This is a genomic window from Enterocloster clostridioformis (assembly GCF_020297485.1).
In the GTDB taxonomy this organism is placed as follows: Bacteria; Bacillota; Clostridia; order Lachnospirales; family Lachnospiraceae; genus Enterocloster; species Enterocloster clostridioformis.
Genome location: NZ_JAIWZC010000001.1, coordinates 1,141,232 through 1,158,058, shown reverse-complemented (window position 1 = coordinate 1,158,058; position 16,827 = coordinate 1,141,232). Strand labels below are relative to the sequence as shown.

The following is a 16,827-nucleotide window of genomic DNA, read 5'->3' as shown; positions in this document are numbered from 1 at the left end:
ATGGATGAGACCATGAAATTAATCAATATGGCTCACGCGGGGGATAAAGCGGCAAGGGACCAGCTGGTCATGGACAATGTGGGACTCATATGGAGCATTGTCAGGCGGTTCTCAGGCCGGGGATATGAGATGGAGGATCTGTTCCAGATTGGAAGCATCGGACTGATTAAGGCCATTGACAAATTCGACACAGGGTTTGACGTGAAATTTTCCACCTATGCAGTGCCCATGATTGCAGGGGAAATCAAACGCTTTCTCAGGGATGACGGTATGATCAAGGTCAGCCGCTCCATCAAGGAACTGGGGGTTAAGGTCAGGGCCGCCAGGGAGGAAATGACATACAGCCTGGGCAGGGAGCCCACCATTGAGGAGATAGCAGGCAGACTGGGCACCAGCCGTGAGGAGGTGGCGGCGTCCCTGGAGGCGGCAGCTGAGGTGGAGTCACTGTACCGTCCGGCTGACAGCGGAGATGAAAATTCCACCTATCTTATGGATCGGCTGGCCCAGGACAACAATGACCATGAGGATTTGTTAAACCGAATGGTTTTAAAGGATTTGATGGAGGGACTTGAGGAAGATCAGAGGGAAATTATACTGCGCAGATATTTTTACAATGAGACCCAGACCCAGATTGCCGGCGAGCTGGGCATTTCACAGGTACAGGTTTCACGGCTGGAAAAACGTATATTGAAAGAAATGAGGAAAAAACTGTAAACAAAATCCGTAAGGTATAAAAAGTTCCATGGAAGTCATACTAGATACCAGAAACCAATTAACTTTTCTTGAAAAGGATGTGATTCTTATGGGTTTTGGTAAACGAGTATGTGAACTGCTTGCAGTCATAGCCTCCCTTCTCCTGATAGGGGCCCTGGTATGGTATCTGTCCTCAGGTTTCGGAGACAGGGGATATGAAAAGGAAGGGACGCTGGTGTGGGAGGAGACGGACGAGTCTTCCATGGAAGAGGAAGCATGTCCGGCCTTTGTGACTGACCCTGTGTCCATGATGTTCGGACAGCAGGAAATCCAAAGGAGCGGAAGAGGACTATGAACCATACAGTCTATTTAAAACTAAATCAAATCACGGAGCTGACTCACAAGGATGTTGTCTTAAAGGACGTGGCCCAGGTTTACTGCGACGACCAGAATGTGATGAACAAATGCAACTCCATGAAGGTCATGACCGTGAAGGTGGATGCCAAGCGGCGCTATATCATGAGCGCCCTGGATGTAATCAATAAGTTAAAACAGCTGGACTCCACCATTGATGTAAACAACGTGGGGGAGACGGATTTCATCATTGCCTACAAACCGCCTTCCCCGCCTGCTTACATCTGGCAGTGGACCAAGACCATATTTGTCTGCCTGGTGTGCTTTTTCGGCGCAGCATTTGCCATCATGACCTTTAACAATGACGTCAGCGTCACCGATGTGTTCAGCGAGGTGTTCAAGCTGGTCATGGGCTATGAGTCCGGAGGTTTTACCGTGCTGGAGGTAAGCTACTCCGTGGGTCTGGCCGTGGGTATCGTCGGTTTCTTCAACCATTTCGCAGCCATAAAACTGAATACGGACCCCACGCCGTTAGAGGTGGAAATGCGCCTTTATGAGGACAATATCAGTAAGACCCTGATTGCCAATGACAGCAGAAAGGAGTCTAAAATTGATATTACTTAAAAAATGTTTGCTGGCGTTCTTCGGTCTGTGCGCCGGCGGCATCATTGCGGCCGGCGTATACGCGTTCCTTGCTATTATCGGCGTGTTTGTGCGTCTCATGGGAAAGACCGGTACAAGGAAGCATATTTTTCTGTATGAGACAGTGATTATTCTGGGCGGAGTCCTGGGAAATATACTGGATATTTATGAGTTCCCCATTTATATGGGGCCCTATCTGGGCACCCTGTTCATATGTGCGTACGGACTGTCCGTTGGGATTTTCGTGGGCTGTCTGGTCATGTCTCTGGCAGAGACACTGAAAGCCCTTCCGGTTATCAGCCGGAGGATTCATCTGGCCGTGGGGCTTCAATATCTGATATTTGCCCTGGCCGCGGGGAAAATGGCGGGATCTCTGGTATATTTTTGGAATCATATGGCTTCCCTTGGATGACGGGGCCAAAGATGATGAGCCAAAAAGGGTTTGGGCTGTCCGCATCCGGATTTTGAGAGGAGTAAACAAATGGAAATTGATAAGAAAAAGTATGAGGAGTACGTGAAACAGGTGACTCCCACCCACAGCCTGGCAAAGAACATGGCTGCGGCCTTCCTGGTAGGCGGAATCATCTGCGCGCTGGGACAGTTTGCCCTGAATTTCATGATGAACAACATGGGCATGGACCAGGAGACAGCCGCGGCCTGGACCCTGCTGGAGCTGATTCTTTTAAGTATCCTGCTGACCGGATTTAATATCTATCCAAAGATTGTGAAGTTCGGGGGAGCAGGCGCCCTTGTGCCGATAACAGGGTTTGCCAATTCCGTGGTGGCTCCGGCCATTGAGTTTCACTCGGAGGGCGAGGTGTTCGGCGTTGGCTGTAAGATATTCACCATTGCCGGGCCGGTGATTTTGTATGGGGTTTTGACCAGCTGGGTGCTGGGGCTGATTTACTGGATTGGGAGATTGATGGGGATTTTTTAAACGCGCATGGACTGGGAAATATTTCCTGGTCCATATTTTTCTTTTCGGAAACATGCAGTTGACATTTTATGGTTTCTCTGATATATTATACTAGTTAGTCATGACTAACGAAAAGCAAAGGAGAAAGCGGCATTGGCGTGTTTCCTGAAAAAGCACGGACTCATACAGGTGCGGTGCAATAAGGACTGGGGAGCTGTTGTTAAGGAGAAGTACAGAGCTCTGGCCGGGGCGGGGCTGGATACAGTGGCTGATATGCGGTGCCCCGTGGCAGGCGGGATGGCAGCGGATTACCGGCATAGGTATGAAGAACAAGGCCCCGGAGAGCGAAGCCAGGGGGAACAGGGTCCTCACCTTGTAATACCGGACATTGAACCGATTCTGATTCATTGTGCCAGGGAAATCAGCGGGAGAAGGGATTTATGTGACGGACAGAAACTGATTACCACGCCCTGCCAGGCCCTGGCAGATGCAGGCAATGCCTTAAAACTTAAGGACACCAGGTTCCTGGCATGGAACGGGCTTTTGAAGGAATTGGGAGACACGGTGGAGGGCGCCTGCGCGGAATATGCGGTACAGGAAGGTACCTTGAGGGGGAATCGTGGAAACAGGCCAGGCTGGTGGAGATGCTCTGCTGTCATATGGGATGCCACAATGGGGATGGAGTGACCACAGATGAAAAGTAGGCGGAAAAAGATAATTGTGCCCATGATAGGGATTGGGGCGATTCTGCTTATATGGTATGGGGTCTGCCGGGCGGAGCTGTTTAGCGCCTACGTGCTGCCGCATGGCCGTTTCGTGGAAGCCCAGAAGCGCGTTGCGGCATTTATGAAGGATAACCAGGATGAGGCCCTTCAGATTGTGGCAGAGGAGCTGGATTTGGACGAAGAAGCGGTAAGGGAAATGTATGCCTGCTATGATTTTTCCATGGATGTTACCGATGAGGATAAGAAAGGCTTTCAGAAAACAGCTGATTTCATGCTGGAATCCGGCATGATAGAGGAAGAACTGAATGTAAATAGTTTGTTTTTGTAAATATCCGTGATAAGCAGGCTGCCTTTTGGTTCTTTTATTTTTGAGTATTTTTCCGGAAACGAGGGATACTGTAATTATTATATCCTGTCACAGGAAGGAGAGTACATGAAATGGGACAGATGAAAGGCAAGGCAAGTATTGAATTTGAACATCCCCCGGTCATCATAAGTGCTGGCTCCGTCGTAGGAAAAAAAGAGGGGGAAGGCCCTCTTGGAAGCCTGTTCGACGAGATAGAACTGGACGATATGTTTGGAATGGATAATTGGGAACAGGCGGAGAGCACCATGCAGAAGAAAACCGCGGATCTGGTCATTGAAAAGGGCGGCATACGAAAGGGTGATCTGCGCTATCTGTTTGCGGGCGATCTGCTGGGGCAGCTCATAGCCACATCCTTTGGCACCGTGGATTTGGAGATACCTCTTTTTGGGCTTTACGGGGCCTGCTCCACCATGGGGGAGGCATTGGGATTGGGTGCAATGGCGGTCAACGCGGGATATGCGGACCAGGTCATGTCCATGGCGTCCAGCCATTTTGCCACCGCGGAAAAGCAGTTTCGTTTTCCACTGGCCTATGGGAACCAGAGGCCGCCCTCTGCCACATGGACTGTTACAGGCTGCGGCGCCGTGGTTCTGGCCGGAAACCGGAAGGATGGTATGGCCCGCATCGCAGGCATCACAACCGGACGCATGGTGGACATGGGCGCCAAGGATTCTATGAATATGGGAGCAGCCATGGCCCCGGCAGCGTTCCACACCATTGAACAGAACCTGGAGGATTTCCAGGTCAATGAGACCTGGTATGATAAAATCATCACAGGGGATCTGGGAGAAGTGGGAAGGACCATCCTGCTTGAGTTTATGAAGAATAAGGGAAGGGACTTAAGCCAGCTTCACATGGACTGCGGTATGGAGATATACGATAAGGAACAGCAGGACACCCATGCTGGCGGAAGCGGATGCGGCTGTTCCGCCGTAACCCTGTGTTCCTACATCCTCCCAAAGGTACAGGACGGCACCTGGAAGCGGGTTCTGTTTGTACCCACCGGGGCCCTGCTGTCCTCTGTCAGCTTCAATGAAGGACAGAGCATACCGGGCATTGCCCACGCAGTCGTCATTGAACATATAGACAGTTAAGGAGGAAATGACATGGACTATTTAAAAGCATTCATCGTGGGAGGAATTATCTGCGCCCTGGTGCAGATTCTGCTGGAAAAGACAAAGATGATGCCGGGACGGGTTATGGTCACCCTGGTAGTCAGCGGCGCCATACTGGGAGCCATAGGGCTTTATGAACCCTTTGCGAAATGGGCGGGGGCAGGGGCTACCGTACCTCTTCTGGGCTTTGGAAACACCCTCTGGAAGGGCGTAAAGGAGGGAATTGGAGAGGATGGGCTTCTGGGCATCTTTAAGGGCGGATTCACAGCCAGTTCTGCGGGAATATGCGGCGCATTGGTATTCGGCTATCTGGCGTCCCTTGTGTTTAAGCCGAAAATGAAATGATGAAAATGAATATGGAAAGCATGAAAGTAATAAAGGCGTCATAACAAAAAACCGGGACACAGCTGTCATCTGACGGCTTTCGTTCCGGTTTTTAACATGACTTTATATCTGTCAGTACTGGATTTTTAAATAGTCTGCTAGTAAGGCCGGTTCCCCGGACCAAACCCTTCCGTGGTTTCCGGCGAGGTCTGGTAACCCGGACCGATAGGTGTCACGGTAGGACCTGTATTTCCGGGCTCATTGATGTTGGGCGGAATGATGGTGGAAACGTCGGAGTGGACGGTGCAGTAGCCCGGGATAGCAAATACGGAATCATCCGTAGCTCCCTCCTCGCCCTCCGGCAGTGTCATGCATACCCTGGTAGTCTTTGTGGGACAGTAGGGAGTGGGGCGCATGCCTGATTCCGCGCATACGGTAACCTCCACATGCTTGTCGCAGACTTCCGTGGGGGCGGTTCCCTTAGCAAAATACTCGGTGTAGACGGCATTTCCCCTGGGGTCGTGGTTGCAGACACCGGAGACAGCCCTCTTGCCGGATTTGCGGCAGATTTCCGCAGTCTCGATACTGTCCGGCACCGCAAAGCCCGGGTCTGACATGCCCTCGTGGACACGGTTCATGATGTTGCGCCAGATGTCCTTGTGGAAGCTGGTTCCGCCGTTGTTCACGCCGCCGTGCTTAAGCTTCTGGTTGTTGTCACATCCGCCCCATATGCCGGCGGTGTAATAAGGCGTATAGCCCACGAACCATACATCGTTGTTGGAGGTGGTTGTGCCGCTCTTGCCGGCCGCAGTCATGCCTGTCAGGGCAGCGCGGGTACTGGTGGAGTTGATGGACACGCCCGGCCGGGTGAATTTGCGGTTGCTCTTCATGGATTCCGACATGGCATCCGTTAAAAGGAAGGCAGTGGAATCCTTTAACACCTGCTTTGTCTCCGGTTCATTGTCTATGAGGACCTTTCCGTTGTGGTCCAGTATCTTGGTGAAGAAACGGGGCTTTGTGTACACGCCGCCGTTGGCAATAGCGGCATAGGCTGTGGTCAGCTCCAGGTTGGAAACGCCCTTTGTGATGCCGCCCAGGGCGGTGGCTGCTCCCAGGTCATCCTTTGTAAGGGAGGTAATGCCCATGTTTTCTGCGTACTCCACGCCAAGCTGTGGCGTGACTGTCTCCATAAGGCAGCGCACAGCCACAATGTTCATGGAGTAGATGATGCCGTCCCGGATGCTGGAGTAACCGGTAAAGCCATAGCCGGAATTCCACCAGTTCCTGAAGGTCTTGGTTCCTATGGTGTAGGGCGCGTCGTAGTAGACCGTGCCCAGGGTGGCGCCGCAGGCATCCAGGGCGGGCGCGAAGGCCGTGATGACCTTAAAGGCGGAGCCTGGCTGGCGGTATACGTTGCTGGCGCGGTTCAGGGTAAGACTGGCTGTCTTTTCGCCGCGGCCGCCGCACAGCGCCTTGACCTCGCCTGTGTGCTGATCTAATAGAACGAAGGAGGCCTGGGGCTGTAAAATCAGATTCTGGCGCTCTCCGATGATTTCATCGCCATCCTTTAATAGCCATGCCTTATACTGGTCAATGTCGTCCTGGACCGCTTCCTTGGAGGCGTAGAGTCCCTCAAAGGAGGAATCTCCCAGCACGCTTTTGCGGAAGGTGCGCAGGTTCTCCTCTGAATAGTGCTCCGTGGTGCCGTCCGCGTGAGTAATGGAGAGCCTGTACTCCACGGAATACTTGGCAACGGAATAGTTGTCCGGGTTATTGATCTCCTCGTCCACAATGGCCTGTAAGGCGGGATCCTGAGTGGTATAAATCTGCAGTCCACCGGAATACAGGAGATTGCTGGCCTGGCTTTCCGTGTAATCCAGCTTTTCCATCAGGGCGTTTATGACCTGTTCAATGAGCTCGTCCGTAAAATAGCTGTAGTGGCTGTTGATTCCCTTGGTGGCTGTATCCACGTTCTGTATCCTGTCGTATACATCATCAGCCAGGGCTTCTTCCTGCTGGGCCTTGGTGATATAATCCTGCTCATACATATACTGGAGTACGATTCTCCGGCGCTCCGCATTGTTTTCGCGTCCTGATATGGGATTGAGTCTGGAGGGATTCTTGGTGATGGATGCAAGCACGGTACACTCGGAGAGAGTCAGGTCGGAAACGTCCTTGTTGAAATAGCGTTTGGCCGCCACCTTTACTCCCAGGGTGTTGTTGCCCAGGTTGATGGTGTTGAGATAGTTGGTGATAATCAGCTTCTTGGTATCTTCCTTGCTCATGCCTGAATTCTTTTCCAGCTGCACGGCAAGGTACTGCTCCTGCAGTTTACGCTCAATCCTGGCACCCCAGCCGGATTCCATTCCTCCGGAGAACACGTTGTTCTTGATGAGCTGCTGTGTTATGGTGCTTCCGCCGCCCGCATAGTCGTCGCTGACAATGCCCTTAACGGCCCTGGCAATGGAACGGATGTCGATGCCGTTGTGGGTCCAGAAACGGGAATCCTCAATGGCTACGAATGCGTTTACCAAATCCTTTGGAAGTTCATCGTAGGTGGCTTCCTCGCGGTTGGAACCGCTGGTGACCAGGGTATCCGTCAGGTTCCCGGCGGAGTCGTATACTGCGGTGGCAAAACGGCTGGGCTGAATATTTAGAATATCAACGGAAGGGGCATTATCTATAATGCCTTTAACCATACCGAAACCGATGGAGGCGCCCACTACTGCCAGAAACAAAAACAGGACAAAAAGCGCCTTAAATATATTAAGGAGCAGCCTTGAAGCGTATTTGCCCGATTTAGAGTGGAGAGACTTAAGCCTGCGCTCAGCCTCGTACTTTCCATAGTTCATAGATTCTCCTTTTCGTACATAATCTGAATGGGATCCGCCCCCCTGCGGACCCTTATACCTATCTTGTAGATTATACACCAGTTTTGTAAAATTGAAAAGGTTTAAATATGCCCTTGCCATCGCCTGATATCTATATTATGATAAAAAATAGGTAAAAAATGTCGAAAGGTGGGGATGGTAACCCACAAATAACCGTAAAGGAGCCGTAAAAGTGGTAGATAGTTACAAAATTCTGTACAAGGGAGGATCAGGAGAGCTGGTGGAGAAGAAGTCGCGCTTCATAGCGGACCTGCGCCCGGTGGCTTCAGAGGAGGAAGCCCTGGAATTTATAGAGGAAATCAGAAAGAAATACTGGGATGCAAGACATCACTGTTTTGCCTATATTATAGGAGACAGGGGACAGTCCGCACGGTGCAGCGACGACGGGGAGCCGTCCCAGACAGCCGGGAAACCCATGATGGATGTGCTGGCAGGGGAGGAGCTCCACGATGTGTGTGCCGTTGTAACCCGGTATTTCGGAGGCACCCTGCTGGGTACGGGGGGACTGGTGCGGGCGTATTCCGGTGCTGTCAAGGAAGGAATTAAGAACTGTGTCATCCTGGAGAAAAAGCTGGCTGTCCGTCTGAACATCACCACTGATTACAGCGGGGTGGGCAAGATTCAATACATTGCGGCCCAGGGAGGGATCGACACCCTGGATACCCAGTATACGGATAAGGCCGTGTTTACCTTCCTGGTTCCCATAGCGGAGGAGGGAAGATTTACGGCCCAGATTACGGAGGGAACGGCAGGAAAGGCTGTCATACAGAAAGTGGATGAGGTTTACTACGGCCTTGGCGACAGCGGTCTGGTGGTGTTTTAGGAGGAGGAATGTGATAATGGAGATGGAAATGAAAAAACTGGGATTTGGAACCATGAGGCTTCCCGTGTTAAATCAGGAGGACCCGGCGGCGGTGGATTTGGAGCAGCTGCAGCTGAATTACATAGACTGGGACAGCCCCAATATCCAGTCCCGCCAGTGCTGCGAGGTGTGCCGCAGATACGGGAAGGATGTCATAGTCATGGAGCCGGTCAAGGGAGGGACCCTGGCTGATGTGCCCCGGTAGGCCAGGGACCTGATGGAGGCCCATGCTCCGGGCATGACGCCTGCGTCCTGGGCTGTCCGCTTTGCCGCCAGCCGTGAGGGCGTCATTATGGTGCTGTCAGGCATGTCGGATTACAGCCAGCTCCTGGACAACACAGCCTATATGCAGGACTTTGTTCCCCTGACTGAAAAGCCGGGGACTGCATCGGCTGCCGCAGATGCGAGGCCATATGCCCGCAGCACCTGCCCGTGGTACAGCACATGAAGGAAATAGCAGAGGTGTTTGAGCCGGCCAAATAGGGCGCCGGGATAGGGAAAAACAGCGGCAATCAGCGGAAATGGTGTAAAATCCCTTGCAATCTCAACACACCAATGCTATACTATAAAACCGTGGCTGTAGACGTATATAATAAGGAAGAGTAATCACTATGAAGATGAAAAGAGAAGATGTAAGAAATATCGCTATCATTGCCCATGTAGACCATGGTAAGACCACATTAGTAGACCAGCTGCTGAGGCAGAGCGGCGTGTTCCGCGCGAACCAGGAGGTACAGGAGCGTGTTATGGACTCCAATGACCTGGAGCGTGAGAGAGGAATCACCATCCTGTCCAAGAACACGGCTGTATTTTATAAAGACACAAAAATCAACATCATCGACACGCCAGGGCACGCTGATTTCGGCGGGGAGGTGGAGCGCGTGCTAAAGATGGTGGACGGCGTTGTGCTGGTAGTGGATGCCTATGAGGGACCCATGCCCCAGACAAAGTTCGTGCTTCAGAAGGCGCTGGATCTGAACCTGTCCGCCATTGTATGCATCAACAAGATTGACAGGCCTGAGGCCAGACCCGCGGATGTCATTGACGAGACGCTGGAGCTGATGATGGACCTGGATGCAACGGACGAGCAGTTAGACTGCCCCTTTATCTACGCATCTGCCAGGGGCGGATTCGCAAAATACAAGATTGAAGACCCGGAAGTGGACATGAGCCCTCTGTTTGAGACCATCATAAACCATATCCCGGCTCCGGAGGGAGATCCGGACGCGGAGACTCAGGTACTCATAAGCACCATTGACTACAATGAATTCGTAGGCCGGATCGGCATCGGACGTGTGGACAACGGGGGACTTAAGGTGAACCAGGAGTGTGTTCTGGTGAATCATCACGAGCCGGATAAGTTTAAGAAAATCAAGATAGGAAAGCTCTATGAGTTTGACGGACTTAAGAGGGTGGAGGTGCAGGAGGCCGGTATTGGTTCCATTGTTGCCATCTCCGGTATTGCGGATATCCATATCGGCGATACCATCTGTACCCCTAATAATCCGGAGTCCATTCCGTTCCAGAAGATATCTGAGCCCACTATTGCCATGTATTTCATGGTAAATGACAGCCCGCTGGCAGGCCAGGAGGGTAAATTTATCACCTCCCGCCATCTGCGTGACCGTCTGTTCAGGGAGCTGAACACGGATGTAAGCCTGCGGGTGGAGGAGACGGATTCCGCAGACTGCTTCAAGGTGTCCGGCCGCGGTGAGCTGCACCTGTCCGTTCTGATTGAAAACATGCGCCGCGAGGGCTTTGAGTTTGCTGTCAGCAAGGCGGAGGTGCTCTACAAATACGATGAGAGAAACCGCAGGCTGGAGCCCATGGAGCTGGCTTATGTGGATGTGCCTGAGGAATACACAGGCGTCGTCATCCAGAAGCTGACCAGCCGCAAGGGCGCCCTTCAGGGTATGAGCCAGGCGGCAGGCGGCTATTCCAGGCTGGAATTCTCCATTCCATCCAGAGGACTCATCGGCTACCGCGGTGATTTCCTGACAGATACAAAGGGAAATGGTATACTGAACACTATTTTTGACGGATACGCAGAGTACAAGGGCGATTTGTTCTACCGTCAGACCGGCTCCCTTATTGCCTTTGAGGCAGGCGAGGCCATTACCTACGGTCTTTTCAATGCCCAGGAAAGAGGTACCCTGTTCATAGGACCGGGCGTCAAGGTGTACTCCGGAATGGTAGTGGGCCAGAGCCCTAAGGCAGAGGACATTGAAATCAATGTCTGCAAGACAAAGAAGCTGACCAACACCCGTTCCTCCAGCGCTGACGAGGCACTTAAGCTGACACCTCCTAAAATTATGAGCCTGGAGCAGGCTCTGGACTTCATTGATACGGATGAGCTTCTGGAGGTGACTCCGGAGAGTCTGCGCATCCGCAAGAAGATTCTGGACCCAACCCTGAGAAAGAGGGCTTCTTTTAAGAACAAATAGATAAAAATCGACATTTTGTAAGCGAAATGGCGAATCCTGTCGAACGATTCTGGCGGGATTCGCCTTATTTTTTGTTCTATTATGGCATTTCCCCTCATAAACTATCAATGTGCCGTACAAAAGCAAGAGAATAAAAGGATGAAACAAGTAAAACGGCAGAATGAGAAATATTTTAGAAGCGAAGAGGAGATGTACTATGTCAGAAAAAATGATTGAAAACAACAGGGTAAGCGTCATCGGAGAAATCGTGTCGGGATTTACCTTCAGCCATGAAGTCTTCGGAGAAGGATTTTATATGGTGGATGTGGCTGTCAACAGACTCAGCGAGCAGGCGGACATCATTCCCCTGATGATATCCGAGCGCCTCATAGACGTACATAAAGACTATTCAGGCTGCACCGTGGAATCCATAGGCCAGTTCCGTTCCTACAACCGGCATGAGGGAGTCAAGAACCGGCTGATGCTGTCCATCTTTGTGAGGGAAATCCATTTCATTGAGGAATTCACGGATTACACCAAGACCAATCAGATATTCCTGGACGGCTATATCTGCAAGCCGCCTATTTACAGAAAAACTCCTCTTGGACGGGAGATCGCAGATATTCTTCTGGCTGTGAACCGTCCTTACGGCAAATCAGATTACATACCCTGCATCAGCTGGGGACGCAACGCGCGCTTTGCTTCCAGCTTCGAGGTGGGCACCAGGGTAAGGGTTTGGGGCCGTGTGCAGAGCCGCGAGTACACCAAGAAGCTCAGCGAGACAGAGTGCGAGAAGCGCATTGCATATGAAGTCTCAATCAGCAAGCTGGAATGTGACGAGGCTTGAACAGAAGATGCTACGGACGCTGTCATCTGACGATTCCTTTTGAATATCTTTTGAAAAATGTAAGAAATATTTGCAATATTGGCTAAACTATGCTATTATGAGCAAGTCCAATTGTTCTTAAGAAAAAGCAAGTAAAGCATGAGGTGCAAGATGATGAAAGAGAGCATGATACAGGTTATCTGTGGACCGGGACGCGGTAAGACCACCAGTGCCATTGGAAGGGGGCTCACCGCGCTGACCAAGGGAAAGTGTGTCTATATGGTACAGTTCCTTAAGGGCGCCCTGGATGCGGATAACATGGAAATCATACAGCGTCTGGAACCGGAATTTAAAATGTTCAGATTTGAGAAGACGCCTGTTTTCTTTGACCGGCTGACGGAAGAGGAGAAGGCAGAGGCAAGAATCTGTATCCTGAACGGCCTGAATTTTGCCAGGAAGGTTCTGGTGACAGGGGAGTGTGATGTGCTTATCCTGGATGAGATTCTGGGAATCCTGGACGAGGGAGTGATATCTGGCGAGGAGCTGTGCGCCATCATAGCCCAGGCCAGGAATGCGCAGATACAGCTGATCCTCACAGGGACCATATATCCTGAGTGCCTGAACGGCCATGTAGATGAGGTCACAAGGATTCAGACAAGATATGAGTGATTTCCTGTTGACAGACTGTTGGCAGGGTGATAATATAATACCAACAATCATAGAGTAGAGGTTGCGTTAATCATGAGTAGATAAGCCGGATGTGGCAGGCACAGGCGATGGCTTAGGGAAAGGGAGAAACGCCGAAGAGGAAGCGTTCCTTGTTCACGCCCCCTCTGGGCATATGGTTAAGAGCCGTATGACTGTCATCCGGGTGGATGGAGAGCTACCAAAGAACGTGGATTAGACACTGGAATCATACGTATATGGAAGGGCTGACATTTACCTCAGCCCTTTTTTGTTTCCAAGAAAAGTACGTCCGGGTTTCATTTTCTATGGGGAAAAGCACACTGTGATTGAATCAAGAAAAAAGGAGAGAATATAGCATGGCACTTTTTGAAGGAGCAGGTGTAGCACTGGTGACCCCGTTTAAGGAAAACGGTGAAGTGAATTACGAAAAACTGGAGGAGATTGTAGAAGAGCAGATTGCGGGCGGCACGGACTCCATTATTGCCTGCGGTACCACAGGCGAAGCCTCCACCATGACCCATGAGGAGCATCTGGATGTGATTGAGTACATCTGCAGGGTGACAAAAAAACGGATTCCTGTGGTTGCAGGGACCGGCTCAAACTGTACGGAGACAGCCGTCTATCTCTCCGCGGAGGCAGAGAAGAGAGGGGCGGACGGACTTCTTCTGGTGTCACCATATTATAATAAGGCTACCCAGAAGGGGCTTATGGCCCATTTTACGGCTGTTGCGGACGCGGTGAAGACTCCCGTTATCCTCTATAACATTCCGGGCAGGACAGGCGTCACCATTAAGCCTGAGACCATTGCGGCCCTGTGTAAGGACGTGGATAATATTGTGGGGGTTAAGGAGGCCAGCGGCAACTTTTCAGCCATTGCCACTCTTATGAGTCTGTCAGACGGCAAGGTGGATTTGTACTCAGGCAACGATGACCAGATTGTGCCCCTTCTCTCCCTGGGAGGCAAGGGGGTTATCTCCGTGCTGTCCAATGTGGCTCCGCGCCAGACCCATGACATCTGCGCTTCCTACTTTGCGGGGAATGTAAAAACCAGCGCCAGCCTTCAGTTAAAGGCCATACCGCTGATTACGGAGCTCTTTAGCGAGGTAAACCCCATCCCTGTAAAGGCTGCCATGAACATGATGGGCAAGGGCGTGGGACCGTTACGCATGCCTTTGACTGAGATGGAGCCCCAGAATCAGGAGAAGCTTAAGAGGGCCATGGCGGATTACGGTATCCTGTAGGGAAGATTCCGGGAAAGGACGGTATACCAATGGTAAAGATGATAATGCACGGCTGCCGCGGGGCCATGGGACATGTAATTACAGGTCTGGCGGCAGAAGACGAAGATATCCGGATTGTTGCAGGCATCGATGTGCGGGAGGGAACGGATTTGGGATATCCTGTGTTCCCTTCCCTGGACCAGTGCAGCGTGAAGGCGGACGTGATTGTGGATTTCGCATCCCCAAAGGCAGTGGACGGCCTCCTGGCCTACAGCTGCAGAGAGCAGGTTCCCGTGGTCCTCTGTACCACAGGGCTCTCGAAGGAGCAGCTTAAGTCAGTGGAAAAGGCCAGCGAAAAGACGGCTATCCTGCGCTCCGCCAACATGTCCCTGGGAGTAAACCTGCTGCTCAAGCTGGTGGGCGACGCGGCCAGGGTACTGGCAGGATCCGGCTTTGACATGGAAATCGTGGAAAAGCACCATAACCAGAAGGTGGATGCACCCAGCGGCACAGCCCTGGCCCTGGCAGATTCCATGAACCAGGCCATGGACGGGCAGTACGCCTATACCTGTGACAGAAGCACCAGACGGGAAAAGAGAAATCCGAAGGAAATAGGAATTTCGTCCGTCAGAGGCGGTTCCATAGTGGGTGAACACGACGTGATATTTGCGGGTAGGGACGAGGTGGTCACCTTCAGCCACACGGCTTATTCCAAGGCTATTTTCGCCAAAGGCGCCCTGGAGGCAGCCAAATTCCTGGCCGGTAAGGCGCCCGGCATGTATTCCATGACGGACGTAGTGAGATTATAACAAATATTTCCAGAAAAGGCAGGATGTTCCACCATAATCCATTCTCCTAAAGCACATAATATAGGTAGAAAACGAAAGGAGAATGTCATTATGAAAAAAATCAGACCTGCAATTTTTGCAATGCTGCTGCTCATCATGGTTATGTCTGTTACGGCCTGTGGAAGCAATAACTCCAATACACAGTCCTCAACAGGCGCCAGCCAGAATTCATCTTCAGCAGCCACATCCACCAGTACCTCATCCCAGGAAACCACAGGGATGGAGACATCTTCCATGGAAACGGAAGGGGACGGCATCATTGACGGACTTATGAATGACGTGGATAAGGGCGCACGTGACGTTAAGGACGGCGTGAACGATATCACAGGCGAATCCAACACAGTCAATGAGAGCGGCACCAACAATACAACAGAGTCCAGATAGTAAATTGCTGTCCGGGCCTGGATATGGACCCTTTCTATGCCGGGTACGGCTGGAGAGGGTCTATCTGTGTAAAAACCAGAAGATGCCCCTTGAAGAGCTCCCTTCAAAGGATTATAATCAGTTCATGGACAAACGGGGAAGGAGATGGATTGGGGTACATAATCAGACGTTTCAGACTGGTGGATATGGGGAAGATAAGCCTGAGAAAGATGTGTTTCAGGAAGATGTTCCTGAGGGTGATGTGTCTGAGGAAGAATGGGCAGAGAAAGAAGGGATTGAGAAAGATGCGCCGGAGGGCGGTGAAATCCTGGAAAGCGCGCTGTCCGTCCATCAGACGAAGGAGGCGCTGCGTCAGAGGCGCCCTGTTTCTTTTGGCCGCAGGTACCATGGCCTGGGCGGGAACGGGCCGGGGCATTGTCCGCTGGGTCCGGGAGCAGATACCGCATATGGTACGGATTGAGGAGAGCAGTCCGGCCCGGGCGGCAGACCGGGATGGGATGACATCGGTGAAGCGGGGCTTTACCATTCGCCTGGATGAAAGGAAAATCCACATATACCAGGTGGAGGAAGGATATGAGGACCGTGAAAGGTCCGGCGATTCAGGGAGTGATTAGCGGGGCGGAGTACATTCATTAGGAATTTTAATGATTGCCACGCTTGTATTCAAAGACATTGTGTATTATAATTTCTTCTGAAATGGTATTCTTTTATAGCGTCAGCTTATAAATCCATATCGCAACCATACGAATATTAGAAAAGGACAGGTGGATACCCATGGAAAAGAAAGAGATGCTCTACGAAGGAAAGGCTAAGAAGGTTTACACAACGGAGGACCCGGACGTGTTAATCGTGTCCTACAAGGATGATGCAACCGCATTCAACGGTCTGAAAAAGGGAACCATTGTTGGAAAGGGCGCCATCAACAACCGTATGACCAATTTCATTTTCAAAAAGCTGGAGGATAAGGGTGTACCTACCCACCTGGTAGAAGAATTAAATGACAGGGAAACCGCTGTGAAGAAGGTGGAGATTGTTCCCCTGGAGGTAATCATCCGCAATTATTCCGCAGGCAGCTTTGCCAAGAAGATGGGAATGGAGGAAGGCGTCAAGTTTAAATGCCCGACTCTGGAATTCAGCTATAAGAACGACGAACTGGGCGACCCGTTTATCAACAGCTATTACGCACTGGCACTGGGACTTGCCACCCAGGAGGAGATTGACCATATCACTGAGTATGCGTTTAAGGTAAACGAAGTGCTGCAGGAATATTTTGACGGACTGAACATTGACCTGATTGATTTCAAGATTGAGTTCGGCCGTTATCACGGCAAGGTTATCCTGGCTGACGAGATTTCTCCTGATACATGCCGGCTCTGGGATAAGGATACCCATGAGAAGCTGGATAAGGACAGATTCAGAAGAGATCTGGGCAATGTAGAGGATGCATACGAAGAAGTATTCCGCAGGCTGGGTATCCAGTAAGCAGGACCGGGAGGTTTGACGCGGACAAATTAAGATACAACGCCTGGGCATGAATACCCGGGCGTTCC

22 protein-coding genes, 1 pseudogene and 1 riboswitch are annotated in these 16,827 nt (G+C 51.4%); of the genes and pseudogenes, 22 read left to right on the top strand and 1 reads right to left on the bottom strand.

Annotated features, from left to right (window positions below; genetic code table 11):
* The 9 genes from LA360_RS05825 (at position 1) to spoVAE (ending at position 5,157) form a co-directional block, all read left to right on the top strand.
* Positions 1–714 (top strand): SigF/SigG family RNA polymerase sporulation sigma factor, encoded by a 714-nt coding sequence (locus LA360_RS05825; RefSeq protein WP_057571653.1) that lies wholly within the window; start codon positions 1–3, stop codon positions 712–714.
* An 88-nt stretch (positions 715–802) separates the two neighbouring features.
* Positions 803–1,048, top strand: coding sequence for a hypothetical protein (locus LA360_RS05820; protein WP_002583693.1), 246 nt, complete (start codon positions 803–805; stop codon positions 1,046–1,048).
* Positions 1,045–1,671: a stage V sporulation protein AA gene (locus LA360_RS05815; protein ID WP_022202857.1), complete on the top strand. Its 627-nt coding sequence runs from the start codon at positions 1,045–1,047 to the stop codon at positions 1,669–1,671. Before LA360_RS05820 ends, LA360_RS05815 begins: the two co-directional genes overlap by 4 nt.
* The gene (locus LA360_RS05810) at positions 1,658–2,101 is read left to right on the top strand and encodes a stage V sporulation protein AB (RefSeq protein ID WP_022202856.1); all 444 of its coding nucleotides are present in this window, start codon (positions 1,658–1,660) and stop codon (positions 2,099–2,101) included. Before LA360_RS05815 ends, LA360_RS05810 begins: the two co-directional genes overlap by 14 nt.
* A gap of 69 nt (positions 2,102–2,170) precedes the next feature.
* Entirely contained in the window at positions 2,171–2,626 is a 456-nt protein-coding gene (locus tag LA360_RS05805) for a SpoVA/SpoVAEb family sporulation membrane protein (protein ID WP_057571652.1), read from the top strand.
* A 132-nt stretch (positions 2,627–2,758) separates the two neighbouring features.
* Positions 2,759–3,292 carry a hypothetical protein gene (locus tag LA360_RS05800; RefSeq protein ID WP_225537337.1) on the top strand — a complete coding sequence of 178 codons (534 nt, stop codon included), beginning with the start codon at positions 2,759–2,761 and terminating at the stop codon, positions 3,290–3,292.
* A gap of 6 nt (positions 3,293–3,298) precedes the next feature.
* The gene (locus tag LA360_RS05795) at positions 3,299–3,658 is read left to right on the top strand and encodes a substrate-binding domain-containing protein (protein WP_057571651.1); all 360 of its coding nucleotides are present in this window, start codon (positions 3,299–3,301) and stop codon (positions 3,656–3,658) included.
* A 110-nt stretch (positions 3,659–3,768) separates the two neighbouring features.
* Positions 3,769–4,791 carry a stage V sporulation protein AD gene (gene spoVAD, locus LA360_RS05790; protein WP_022202534.1) on the top strand — a complete coding sequence of 341 codons (1,023 nt, stop codon included), beginning with the start codon at positions 3,769–3,771 and terminating at the stop codon, positions 4,789–4,791.
* A gap of 12 nt (positions 4,792–4,803) precedes the next feature.
* Positions 4,804–5,157: a stage V sporulation protein AE gene (spoVAE, locus tag LA360_RS05785; protein WP_002583684.1), complete on the top strand. Its 354-nt coding sequence runs from the start codon at positions 4,804–4,806 to the stop codon at positions 5,155–5,157.
* 137 nt (positions 5,158–5,294) lie between these two features.
* Here the strand turns inward: spoVAE and LA360_RS05780 are convergent, their stop codons facing one another.
* Positions 5,295–7,988: a transglycosylase domain-containing protein gene (locus tag LA360_RS05780; RefSeq protein WP_022202535.1), complete on the bottom strand. Its 2,694-nt coding sequence runs from the start codon at positions 7,986–7,988 to the stop codon at positions 5,295–5,297.
* A gap of 211 nt (positions 7,989–8,199) precedes the next feature.
* On the opposite strand from LA360_RS05780, the gene LA360_RS05775 reads away from it, so the two are divergent.
* The 13 genes and pseudogenes from LA360_RS05775 (at position 8,200) to purC (ending at position 16,759) form a co-directional block, all read left to right on the top strand.
* Complete coding sequence (locus LA360_RS05775; protein ID WP_022202536.1) at positions 8,200–8,850, top strand: YigZ family protein; 651 nt, start codon at positions 8,200–8,202, stop codon at positions 8,848–8,850.
* A gap of 16 nt (positions 8,851–8,866) precedes the next feature.
* Positions 8,867–9,094, top strand: a complete 228-nt coding sequence (locus LA360_RS05770) for an aldo-keto reductase family protein (protein WP_022202537.1) — start codon at positions 8,867–8,869, stop codon at positions 9,092–9,094.
* Between the two features lie 12 nt (positions 9,095–9,106).
* A pseudogene (locus LA360_RS31070) lies at positions 9,107–9,202 on the top strand (hypothetical protein); the annotation flags it as partial.
* A 74-nt stretch (positions 9,203–9,276) separates the two neighbouring features.
* Positions 9,277–9,372 (top strand): hypothetical protein, encoded by a 96-nt coding sequence (locus LA360_RS31065; protein ID WP_225537729.1) that lies wholly within the window; start codon positions 9,277–9,279, stop codon positions 9,370–9,372.
* A 128-nt stretch (positions 9,373–9,500) separates the two neighbouring features.
* Positions 9,501–11,333 carry a translational GTPase TypA gene (gene typA / locus LA360_RS05755; protein ID WP_057571649.1) on the top strand — a complete coding sequence of 611 codons (1,833 nt, stop codon included), beginning with the start codon at positions 9,501–9,503 and terminating at the stop codon, positions 11,331–11,333.
* 196 nt (positions 11,334–11,529) lie between these two features.
* Positions 11,530–12,159, top strand: a complete 630-nt coding sequence (locus LA360_RS05750; RefSeq protein WP_002583679.1) for a single-stranded DNA-binding protein — start codon at positions 11,530–11,532, stop codon at positions 12,157–12,159.
* Positions 12,160–12,309: 150 nt separating this feature from the next.
* A complete protein-coding gene (locus LA360_RS05745; RefSeq protein WP_022202539.1) occupies positions 12,310–12,807 on the top strand; it encodes a cob(I)yrinic acid a,c-diamide adenosyltransferase in 498 nt (165 codons plus the stop codon).
* A gap of 47 nt (positions 12,808–12,854) precedes the next feature.
* Positions 12,855–13,032: riboswitch (Lysine riboswitch) on the top strand.
* Between the two features lie 149 nt (positions 13,033–13,181).
* On the top strand, positions 13,182–14,066 hold the full coding sequence (dapA, locus tag LA360_RS05740) for a 4-hydroxy-tetrahydrodipicolinate synthase (protein ID WP_112482765.1): 885 nt from the start codon (positions 13,182–13,184) through the stop codon (positions 14,064–14,066).
* Positions 14,067–14,095: 29 nt separating this feature from the next.
* Positions 14,096–14,854 carry a 4-hydroxy-tetrahydrodipicolinate reductase gene (gene dapB / locus LA360_RS05735; RefSeq protein ID WP_022202541.1) on the top strand — a complete coding sequence of 253 codons (759 nt, stop codon included), beginning with the start codon at positions 14,096–14,098 and terminating at the stop codon, positions 14,852–14,854.
* Between the two features lie 90 nt (positions 14,855–14,944).
* Positions 14,945–15,277 carry a hypothetical protein gene (locus LA360_RS05730; RefSeq protein ID WP_022202542.1) on the top strand — a complete coding sequence of 111 codons (333 nt, stop codon included), beginning with the start codon at positions 14,945–14,947 and terminating at the stop codon, positions 15,275–15,277.
* An 82-nt stretch (positions 15,278–15,359) separates the two neighbouring features.
* Positions 15,360–15,737, top strand: a complete 378-nt coding sequence (locus tag LA360_RS05725) for a hypothetical protein (RefSeq protein ID WP_225537335.1) — start codon at positions 15,360–15,362, stop codon at positions 15,735–15,737.
* A complete protein-coding gene (locus LA360_RS05720; protein ID WP_225537334.1) occupies positions 15,724–15,891 on the top strand; it encodes a hypothetical protein in 168 nt (55 codons plus the stop codon). The genes LA360_RS05725 and LA360_RS05720 overlap by 14 nt, the downstream gene beginning before the upstream one ends.
* A 160-nt stretch (positions 15,892–16,051) precedes the next feature.
* A complete protein-coding gene (gene purC, locus LA360_RS05715) occupies positions 16,052–16,759 on the top strand; it encodes a phosphoribosylaminoimidazolesuccinocarboxamide synthase (RefSeq protein WP_057571647.1) in 708 nt (235 codons plus the stop codon).
* Positions 16,760–16,827: the final 68 nt, after the last annotated feature.

Bases quoted from the DNA above. Each gene is read 5' to 3' on its own strand.
- dapB (WP_022202541.1), top strand. From the start codon at position 14,096: ATGGTAAAGATGATAATGCACGGCTGCCGCGGGGCCATGGGACATGTA.
- typA (WP_057571649.1), top strand. From the start codon at position 9,501: ATGAAGATGAAAAGAGAAGATGTAAGAAATATCGCTATCATTGCCCAT.
- LA360_RS05730 (WP_022202542.1), top strand. From the start codon at position 14,945: ATGAAAAAAATCAGACCTGCAATTTTTGCAATGCTGCTGCTCATCATG.
- LA360_RS05825 (WP_057571653.1), top strand. From the start codon at position 1: ATGGATGAGACCATGAAATTAATCAATATGGCTCACGCGGGGGATAAA.
- LA360_RS05720 (WP_225537334.1), top strand. From the start codon at position 15,724: ATGGTACGGATTGAGGAGAGCAGTCCGGCCCGGGCGGCAGACCGGGAT.
- LA360_RS05780 (WP_022202535.1), bottom strand. From the start codon at position 7,988: ATGAACTATGGAAAGTACGAGGCTGAGCGCAGGCTTAAGTCTCTCCAC.
- LA360_RS05815 (WP_022202857.1), top strand. From the start codon at position 1,045: ATGAACCATACAGTCTATTTAAAACTAAATCAAATCACGGAGCTGACT.
- spoVAD (WP_022202534.1), top strand. From the start codon at position 3,769: ATGGGACAGATGAAAGGCAAGGCAAGTATTGAATTTGAACATCCCCCG.
- LA360_RS05820 (WP_002583693.1), top strand. From the start codon at position 803: ATGGGTTTTGGTAAACGAGTATGTGAACTGCTTGCAGTCATAGCCTCC.
- LA360_RS05770 (WP_022202537.1), top strand. From the start codon at position 8,867: ATGGAGATGGAAATGAAAAAACTGGGATTTGGAACCATGAGGCTTCCC.
- purC (WP_057571647.1), top strand. From the start codon at position 16,052: ATGGAAAAGAAAGAGATGCTCTACGAAGGAAAGGCTAAGAAGGTTTAC.
- LA360_RS05805 (WP_057571652.1), top strand. From the start codon at position 2,171: ATGGAAATTGATAAGAAAAAGTATGAGGAGTACGTGAAACAGGTGACT.
- dapA (WP_112482765.1), top strand. From the start codon at position 13,182: ATGGCACTTTTTGAAGGAGCAGGTGTAGCACTGGTGACCCCGTTTAAG.
- LA360_RS05745 (WP_022202539.1), top strand. From the start codon at position 12,310: ATGATGAAAGAGAGCATGATACAGGTTATCTGTGGACCGGGACGCGGT.
- LA360_RS05750 (WP_002583679.1), top strand. From the start codon at position 11,530: ATGTCAGAAAAAATGATTGAAAACAACAGGGTAAGCGTCATCGGAGAA.
- LA360_RS05725 (WP_225537335.1), top strand. From the start codon at position 15,360: ATGCCCCTTGAAGAGCTCCCTTCAAAGGATTATAATCAGTTCATGGAC.
- spoVAE (WP_002583684.1), top strand. From the start codon at position 4,804: ATGGACTATTTAAAAGCATTCATCGTGGGAGGAATTATCTGCGCCCTG.
- LA360_RS05795 (WP_057571651.1), top strand. From the start codon at position 3,299: ATGAAAAGTAGGCGGAAAAAGATAATTGTGCCCATGATAGGGATTGGG.